General features: G+C 30.6%; 11 protein-coding genes. 4 read left to right on the forward strand and 7 right to left on the reverse strand.

Going from position 1 to position 9147, the window contains the following annotated elements; genetic code table 11:
- Positions 1-151: 151 nt before the first annotated feature.
- Positions 152-712, forward strand: coding sequence for a nitroreductase (locus HGI79_RS09215; protein WP_185650423.1), 561 nt, complete (start codon positions 152-154; stop codon positions 710-712).
- A gap of 475 nt (positions 713-1187) precedes the next feature.
- On the opposite strand, the gene HGI79_RS09220 is transcribed toward HGI79_RS09215, so the two are convergent.
- Both HGI79_RS09220 and HGI79_RS09225 read right to left on the reverse strand, forming a co-directional pair.
- Positions 1188-1625, reverse strand: a complete 438-nt coding sequence (locus HGI79_RS09220; protein WP_185650424.1) for a hypothetical protein — start codon at positions 1623-1625, stop codon at positions 1188-1190.
- 45 nt (positions 1626-1670) lie between these two features.
- Positions 1671-2321: a PspA/IM30 family protein gene (locus HGI79_RS09225; protein WP_185650425.1), complete on the reverse strand. Its 651-nt coding sequence runs from the start codon at positions 2319-2321 to the stop codon at positions 1671-1673.
- 300 nt (positions 2322-2621) lie between these two features.
- Between HGI79_RS09225 and HGI79_RS09230 the strand changes: the two genes are divergently transcribed.
- The 3 genes from HGI79_RS09230 to HGI79_RS09240 all read left to right on the forward strand — a co-directional run bounded on the left by HGI79_RS09230 (position 2622) and on the right by HGI79_RS09240 (position 4382).
- Complete coding sequence (locus tag HGI79_RS09230; protein ID WP_185650426.1) at positions 2622-3047, forward strand: hypothetical protein; 426 nt, start codon at positions 2622-2624, stop codon at positions 3045-3047.
- A 265-nt stretch (positions 3048-3312) separates the two neighbouring features.
- Positions 3313-3879 carry a nitroreductase family protein gene (locus tag HGI79_RS09235; RefSeq protein ID WP_185650427.1) on the forward strand — a complete coding sequence of 189 codons (567 nt, stop codon included), beginning with the start codon at positions 3313-3315 and terminating at the stop codon, positions 3877-3879.
- Between the two features lie 356 nt (positions 3880-4235).
- Entirely contained in the window at positions 4236-4382 is a 147-nt protein-coding gene (locus HGI79_RS09240; RefSeq protein WP_185650428.1) for a hypothetical protein, read from the forward strand.
- Positions 4383-4606: 224 nt separating this feature from the next.
- Here the strand turns inward: HGI79_RS09240 and HGI79_RS09245 are convergent, their stop codons facing one another.
- The 5 genes from HGI79_RS09245 to HGI79_RS09265 all read right to left on the reverse strand — a co-directional run.
- Positions 4607-4942, reverse strand: a complete 336-nt coding sequence (locus HGI79_RS09245) for a hypothetical protein (RefSeq protein WP_185650429.1) — start codon at positions 4940-4942, stop codon at positions 4607-4609.
- A 239-nt stretch (positions 4943-5181) separates the two neighbouring features.
- The gene (locus HGI79_RS09250; protein ID WP_185650430.1) at positions 5182-5862 is read right to left on the reverse strand and encodes an ABC transporter ATP-binding protein; all 681 of its coding nucleotides are present in this window, start codon (positions 5860-5862) and stop codon (positions 5182-5184) included.
- Positions 5862-7418 (reverse strand): iron ABC transporter permease, encoded by a 1557-nt coding sequence (locus HGI79_RS09255; protein WP_185650431.1) that lies wholly within the window; start codon positions 7416-7418, stop codon positions 5862-5864. Before HGI79_RS09255 ends, HGI79_RS09250 begins: the two co-directional genes overlap by 1 nt.
- A gap of 173 nt (positions 7419-7591) precedes the next feature.
- Complete coding sequence (locus tag HGI79_RS09260) at positions 7592-8662, reverse strand: Fe(3+) ABC transporter substrate-binding protein (RefSeq protein ID WP_185650432.1); 1071 nt, start codon at positions 8660-8662, stop codon at positions 7592-7594.
- 357 nt (positions 8663-9019) lie between these two features.
- Positions 9020-9147, reverse strand: a 128-nt coding sequence (locus tag HGI79_RS09265) for an NlpC/P60 family protein (protein WP_185650433.1), incomplete at its 5' end; no start/stop codon positions are given.

The raw sequence follows: 9147 nt of genomic DNA on the forward strand, positions 1-9147 counted from the left end.
ATATTATAAATATAGTACTTTTTACTTATGAATATATTTGTTGCTAAGAAACACTCAATATTTTTATGCTGTTTGATTATACTATAAGTATAATTTGCAATAAATTCACCTACTAATACTAAAATAGCTTTAAAATAGGAGGTTCAATTATATGAACGAAACACTTAATACCTTATTAAACAGAAGAAGTATAAGAGCTTATAAGCAGGATCAGATAAAAGATGAAGATTTACAGACAATACTCAAAGCTGGATTATTTGCTCCTAGTGCTATGAATCAACAATCTTGGCACTTTACAGTAATTCAAAATGAAGAAACCCTACATAAAATAAACGAAGTATCTAGAACTATTCTTCAAAAGTCAGGTAATAAGAACCTTGAAGAAAGAGCAAAATCTGAAAAGTTTAGTCTATTTTATAATGCACCTACATTAATTATAGTTTCTGGCTCTGAAAAAGCTATTGCACCTCAAATAGACTGTGCAGTAGCATTGGAAAATATGTTTTTAGCAGCAACCTCTCTAGATATAGGTTCCTGCTGGATTCATGGAGTAACTTCCTTCTCAAATACAGAAGAAGGAAAGGCTTTACTGAAAGAACTAGGCATACCTGAAGACTATAATGTAATAGGATCAGGTGCATTTGGTTACAAAGCAACTGAGGCACCTAATGCTGCACCAAGAAAAGAGAATACCGTAACTATAATTAAGTAGTTGTATAAGATATTATAAATTAAAGAGAGGAAAGTAATTCATCCTCTCTTTTCCTATAAAGTGAAACTTGAATCAGGTGGGGGTTAAATGCCATTTAGTCATTTAACCCCACCTGATTCTTAGTTGAACTAATCCAGAGATGTAGCCCGCTCTTTACTCCCAGTTAAGCAGAGAGCCAAAATCTGTGATTTTGTGGGAATCGGTTAAGCAGACATACAAAATCTGTGATTTTGAAATGTAACTTTACAATAATTTAAAGTGTTTAAATGTTCCTTTTTATGTTAATACTATAATTGAGGTGAAAATATGAGATACTATATAAAATTAGATTCATTTATTGCCGGATTATTTGCTTTTTTAACTGGGATAGCTTTAGGAATGTTGTATTAAATTAAAAGTAGGGCATCTTCAGATACCCTATTTTAATCACTTATGCAAAATTATATTAACTTATTTGATTTGGTTTTGAGTTGTACTATAATAAATCTAAAGCTGCTTTCTTCAAGGACTCTAACTTATTTTCATAGTTAACAAAAGTAATCTCATAAGTTTCTTTAACAGTTTTAAAATAGTTTATAAACTCCTGCTGCTTTTTTGAGCTTATGCTTAAGTTAACAGCAAGATTATCTAAGAAATCTATTTCCTTTTGATCATATTCTCCATCTATTAAAGCTAGTCCAAGCAATTCAAAATATATTATATTCTTAACCCTGTCTGTGGAAGTTTTTAATTCTTTCAATGCCAATTCAACAGTTAATTTTTCTATGGTTTTACCATCTAATGAAAGTTCTTCAATATATTCTTTTACTAAATCTTTTTCATTTTCTGCAAATACTTCATCTATGTTAGCTAGAGCCTCAACTAAGTTGACAAAAGCGATACTTTCTCTTTTACTAAGTTCATTTAAAAACATATGCCTTCCCCCTATAAATTAGTGCCATAGATATAGTTATATCTACTAGTTTTGTTTATATTTTTTCAACTCTTCATCTAAATCTACTGCTTTTAATTTTTCAAATTCTTTATCTAGTGAATCATTCTCCCTTAAGTCACTTAATCCTTCTGCAAAGGCTTCTTTCTTTTGAATTTTTCTTTCTATGTCATCTAAATTGATTTTATTATTTGAAGTATTTACATTAGCTAAAATTTCGTTAACTTTCTTACTTGCTTCTGCATTATTATATCTTGCAGCAGCTTCATCTCTGTAAGTTCTAGTTTTTTCAGTTTCTTCTTCTAATTCTCTTAACTTTTGTTTAATAGCTTCAGCTTTTTTTGCAGCTTCTTCATGGCTCACCTTTAAAGAATCATAATTCTTATCAGCCTCAATTTTTTTAGCTAGAGCCTTTTTAGCCAGCTCTTCATTACCTTTACTCAAAGCTAGTTTTACTTTTTCATCAAATTCTTCGGATTCCTTTTTAGCATTATTCATTTTCTTTTCAATTTCATGAACATTCCCTAAAATTTGTGCAGATGACAACTTTGCTTGATTTAAGCTTTCTTCCATGTCTCTTACCTTTTGATTTAAAAGTTCTATTGGATTCTCCATTTCGTCTAAAGCATCGTTAACCTTTGCTCTAAAAACATTTGATATTCTTTTTATTATTCCCATGACGATATCCTCCTTAATTGCTTTCCTTAAATTATTTTATAAAAACCATAAACTTATTATATAGTTATTTATACCTTATATCAATTTATAACATACCTTATTTAAGCTATTCTAAGGTTATCTTCTTAAAATATTTAACTCAATCTTCTAATATCTAACTATATCTCTAATTATTATGATATATAAATTCTCTTTCATTATTATTAAAAATGTTTTTTGTAAAATTCATATTATTATAAACAAATTTTCACAAAATATTGACTGTTATTTTGGGTAATACTATATTTGAGGTGATTCCTAATGTTAAAAAAAATAGCAGTTATTCTAATTATCATATTCCTATACCCAATGAAAGTTTCAGCCTTCGAAAGTACAACCATTGAAATATTTGATATAAACAAAGGTTATGTAATAAAGAAAGTTGACTCAACTCCTGTAATACAAAGCCAAGTTAATAATTGTCTTAAAGGGATAACAGGCATATACTCTAAATTCAATCCTATTCCAGATAAAGGTTATATGATTAAAATTCCTTTCGATACACCTATAGCTTTACAGAACCAATGGGTAAGTACTTTTATAGATGAAGTCATAATAATATTTCCTGAACAAGAGGAACGCTATATAATGGTATTCGATAACAGAGATAGAACATTGTTTTTCGGCTTTGAAGGTGATGTAGATGGATTATTAAAGAATTTGAATTTTTATCCAAAGAAAAATTAATACTATTATACTTACTAATACTTTAGAATCGACTATAAGAAACTTCTCCAGAGTCGTAAAACAACCCCCATCTAAATGAAATTTACTTTATATAAAAAATATTTATAAATAGTACTGATATTTACTCATATTTTTTTATTTTAACCTGCCATAATTTAATACTTAGTATATCAATAGTTACCTAAACACAAAAAAGTACTCTATTGATATTGATTTTACTTAGAATTATGATATTTATAATAAGGTTTAATTTATGGAGGTAGAAGTGATTAAAAATTTAATTTCTAAAAATAGATCCTATAGAAGATTTTATCAAAATGAAAAAATAGAATTAGAAACTTTAAAAGAATTAGTAGATCTTGCTAGATTGTCTGCTTCTGGAGCAAACCTACAACCATTAAAATATATACTCTCCAATGAAGAAGATAAAAATGAAAGTATTTTTAAAACTTTAGGATGGGCAGGTTACTTGAAGAATTGGCAGGGACCTGAAGAAGGCGAAAAGCCAAGTGCCTATATTATAGTACTTAATGATTTATCCATCAGTAAAAACCCATCATTAGATCCAGGTATAGCCGCACAGAGCATCCTACTAGGAGCTGTAGAAAAAGGGCTTGGAGGATGCATGCTTGGAAACATAAACAAAAAAGATTTATCCTCAAAACTTAATTTAGAAGAAAATTATGAAATTGTATTGGTAATAGCACTAGGAAAACCTAAGGAAGAAGTAATTATTGAAGCTATAAGTTCAGCTAACACTGTTAAGTATTGGAGAGATGAAAATCAAGCTCATCATGTACCTAAGAGATCATTAGATGATATAATCTTATAAAGTGTATATACTTTTATACACACTACTTATATCTATACTCAAAGTCAGTTCTGTGAAGTAATCCCCCTTAAGTAGGTACAGTAAAAAATTATTGTATCTACCTAACGGGGTGAAATCATATAATACACTTCTTTCCCAAGCAAAAACTTCTTAAAACCTCCGCATGATGAACCTTCAAGGCTTCCGCTCACAAAGACTCCAGTTTCTAACTCACTACACGGAAACAAGTTTTGGCATAACCGCAAGTTAACTGTTTCTTTTGCCGTATTAATAACAGGAAGTTTAATCATATCTTCCTTTAGTGTAGCTATAGCAACTATCTTTGTATTTGTTATGACAATGCTAATTATTTTTTGATGTTTATTCCTGGTATCCTTGGACTTCTGTTTATGTCTTATTTAATGTTTTTACTACTAAAAAATAGACTTCCACGTACACTTCCAAAGGCAGAAACAGAAAATGAAGCATTTCTAGAATTAGTACCTTCTAAAAGTATACTTTAGGTTAACTTCTCTAGCACACCTTTATTAAAGAAAAAACAAATACTAGAATCAAAAGTAATTTATAATAAATAAAGACTACCTAATTGGCAGCCTTATAATCGATCCCATATTTCATACTAGGAAACGCTTTACCCATAAGCTGTATATACTTTAATTGATAAGTTCATATTATGACTGACAAAGCAACTCTATGAATCCATTAATTACTTTTATCTAATAGCTCACTAATCATGTTTCTTTTTGCTTGATCTTTTACCATCTTTCTTGTCACCTTTTTTACCGTCTTTTTTATCACCCTTATTTTCATCTTTATTTTCATCTTTATTTTCATCTTTTTTATTTTCTTCACTTATTAGTATAGTTTGTAGTACCTCTACAAATCCAGCTTTTGTCATAACGCAAGCAATATGAGGAATTTCTATAATTATTATATTTCCATCAACACTACCTACAAGTACGTTTTCCATTATAGCTTCTATTAATAAATCGTCTATTTTTTCTCCTGATTTGAAAAAAATAACTACATGATTTTTAATTAACTTTGATAATAATTCTTTCATTTGTATCTCTCCTTTTATCAATTGTTACTAATATAATATGGAAGATTATTTATGTTGTTACTGCAGATTTATATATTTTGTATACTCCTTTATATAGAATTACAGCAAAAAGTCATAGAGCTAAGCATTTTTTTGCTTAGCTCTATGACTTATAAAACTTTAACTATCAACAATGTTATAGTACATATGTGAATACTTATTTTTTATTTCATTAGCAAAGTTAGGCTTTTGTTTTGCTACTATTTGAGAGCTTCCTCAGGTGTTCCTGCTTCAACAATTACTCCTTCTTTTAAAATTACCACCTTATCTGCTATACTCTTTACATCTTCTTTATCGTGAGTTACAAAAATAGCTGTTATTCCTGTTTGATTCAGTATTGCTTTTAATTCTTCTCTAATTTTGCTCTTTAAATGTGCATCCAGATTACTGAAAGGCTCATCCAGAAGTAAAACTGAAGGTTTTGGAGCCAAGGCTCTTGCCATAGCTACCCTTTGCTGCTGCCCCCCACTTAGCTCATGGGGATACCGCTTACTAAGATCCTGCAAGTTAACAAGTGCAAGCATTTCTTCAATTCTACTCTCTTTTTCTTTCTTACTAAAGTTCTTAAGCCCAAATTTTATATTTTCATCTACTGTCATATGAGGAAAAAGAGCATAGTCTTGAAATACCATACCTACTCCTCGCTTTTCAGGCAGAATAAAAGTATTACTGTCAAACACAATTCTATTATTTATAGTAATACTTCCACTTAAAGGGGTCTCAAGTCCTGCTATTAATCTTAGCACTGTACTCTTCCCCCCTCCGCTCTCACCCAAGATAGAAAGTATTTCACCTTTATGCATACTAAAACTAACATTTTTTAGAGTCTGTGTTTTTGAATTTCTATACGTAAAAGTTAAATCATTTATTTGTATAAACATTATCTATTCTCCTTATCCCCTATTCTATACAGTAAATAAACTGAAGCGATACTAACTAATATTATAATAAGTGCCGCAATGGATGCTTCATGTATCATTTCATCGCTGGCATATTCATATGTCTTTGTAGCTAGTGTATTAAAATTAAAAGGTCGTAGAATTAATGTCAGCGGCAGCTCCTTTACTATATCAACAAATACTAATGCAAAAGCACTAATTAGTGCTGGTTTCATCATAGGTAAGTCTACTTTAAAAAATGTTTTAGTAACACTATACCCCAATGTCCTTGAAGCTTCAAAAAATTTCATTCCTATTTTATCAAATCCCGATTCAACAGATTGATAACCTACAGCCAAAAATCTTATAGTATAAGCAAAGACTAACATCAATATACTTGTGCTTAAAATTAGAGTCTTTGAGTTAGGGTCAATAGCCTTATAAAGCCATACCATTTTACGATCCACACTTATAAAAAATAGTATTACTCCAATTGCAATAACTGCACCAGGTATAGAGTATCCCAGAATAGATGCCTTAGAAAAAGCCTTACTAATCCAATTACTATTCATTCTACAAAAATTCGCAATAACTACAGACATACTTATCACAAGTAATGATGCTATCACCGCAAGCCATACAGAATTAAACATTAAGCCTACAAACTTAATATTAAGTATTTTTTTATAAGATAAAAGACTCCAATGACTTAGTTGCATCAATGGCAGAATAAAGCCAGCACTCAGAATAGTGAAACAGTATAGAAATGCTCCCGCAGCTTTTATACCTTTTAATTTTATTCGAAGGATTGACCTAACCTTAGCTGTAGTATAGCTATATTTCTTTCTTCCTCTCAACCACTTCTCAAGAATTAACACAATAAAAACTATAAACATCAGCATAGAAGCTAGCTTTACTGCTGTACTTGTATCACCCATAGAAAACCATGTCTTAAATATGGCAGTACTGAAGGTTTGAACTCCAAAGTAAGATACCACACCATAATCATTAAGTACCTCAAGCAACACCAGTGACGTTCCACCAACAATAGCTCCACGTGATACAGGCAAGATTACATGTATAAAAATATCCCCTGAGCCTCTTCCAAGAAGCCTTGCATTTTCAATAAGTGCAGCAGATTGTTTTTCAAGAAATGACCTAGTTATCATATATACATATGGAAATAGAAAAATCGTAAATATGAACACTACACCTTTTATAGACATTATATCAAAATATTCAGGATTCACATTCATTTTCATAACATTTCTAAAGAATTTCTGTACTACACCAGTATAATTAAATATGCCATTATATGTATATGCAGCTATATATGGAGGTATTGTGAGCGGTAGAATAAGTGCCCACTTAAAAAATTTCCTAAATGGAAATTCATATGCAGCAATTAACCAAGCTAGTGTAGTTCCAATTATCATGGTAAAAAAACCAGTGATACTTACTATCTTTATAGTATTTATAATATAATCCTTCAAAAGAAAAGTCTTAATATGATACCAGTTCTCATTAGGTTTATCCAATAGATGAAATAATATATACATGCACGGTAAAATTACCAATAGCACAAATATAAGACTTAAGGCTCCCCATAAGTTGACCTTATGCTTTAAGCTTTCAAACCCCTTCAATTGCTCTCACATCCATTTCTCTAAATAGTATTTAATATTGTTATACTTAATTCTAAAAAGGCAGTCCATCAAGACTGCCTTTAGAGTTATTTCCAACCTACTTCGTTCATTATTTCTACTGCCTTCTTATTGTACTCTCCAAGCTTGGTTAAGTTTATATTTTGAGTTTTAAATTCTCCCCATGATTTTAGAAGTTCTGCAGGTTGAACATCTTTGTTTACAGGATACTCAAAGTTAGCTTCTGCAAATAACTTTTGAGCTTCTGTGCCTGATAGGAATTCTATTAATTTAACTGCATTTTCCTTATTCTTAGCGCTCTTTGTAATTCCAGCACCACTTACATTAATGTGAGTTCCGTTAGTTGATTGATTTGGGAAGAAAACTCCAACATTCTTTGCTACCTTTACTTCCTCAGCATCAGAGGAGTTAAGCATCTTTCCTACATAATATGTATTCATTATAGCAACATCACCTACACCTGATACGATGGCCTTGGCTTGATCTCTATCATTTCCTTTTGGCTCTCTCGCTAGATTAGCTACGATACCCTTAGCCCATTCTTTAGCTTTTTCTTCACCATTTATTGCTATAAAAGAAGCAAGTAGTGATTGATTATAAACACTGCTTGAAGATCTAACTACAACTTTACCCTTCCAATTTTGATTTGTTAAATCTTCATATGTTGATAACTGCTCAGGCTTTACTCTGTCTTTAGCATAAACAAGAACTCTTGCTCTCATAGTTAAACCTATCCATTCACCATCCTTGTCCCTTAAATTTTCTGGAACATTTTTAGCTATAGTATCTGATAATGATGACTGCAGAAGTCCCTGATCCTTAGCTTTATGTAATCTTCCCACGTCTGATGTAACAAACATATCCGCCTCAGTATCCTTACCTTCCCTTGCAAGTCTCTCAAGTAATTCGTCTGCAGTTCCTTCAACTACATTAACCTTAATACCGGTCTTCTTTGTAAAGTCTGCAAAAAGCTTCTTGTCAGTATCATAATTTCTCTCAGAGTATACATTGACCACTTGATCCTTTTTAGTGTCCTCTTTAGGAGTATCGGTAGAAGCAGGCTTACCTGCACATCCTGCTAAAATTGATGCTGTTAAAAGTGCTGTTGATAATAATGTTATTAAAGATTTTCTTTTCATTTTGTTCATCATCCTTCCATTGATATTATTTATCATGAGTTATTGATATTGTTTATCATGAGTTATTGATTTTCATTATCAATAAGATAGTACACTATATTTATACCAAAGTCAACAAATAAGATCAAAATTTTCTTTTAAAGTATTTAAGTTTCATAAAAAGGTATTTCTACACAATAATAAAACTATTATATTAAAAGTCTCAACTTATTAAAAAGTCGTAGTTTACTAAGCAAATTTTTCTGCTCAGCTCTACGACTTATAAAACTTTTACTCTCAACAAATCCTGCAATATTTTATACACAAAATATAAACATTACATTTTCAGGCCCTAACGAGCCTTTATTATTTATATTGCTATTTTACTCTTCTTGCTGTTAGATAATCACTTCTACTCATTGGAGATATCTTAATTACGTCACCTGTACGAGGTGCATGTATGTAAGCACCATCACCTATATAAATACCCATATGGTGAGGATTAC

The sequence above is a fragment of the Clostridium sp. DJ247 genome, from assembly GCF_014231265.1.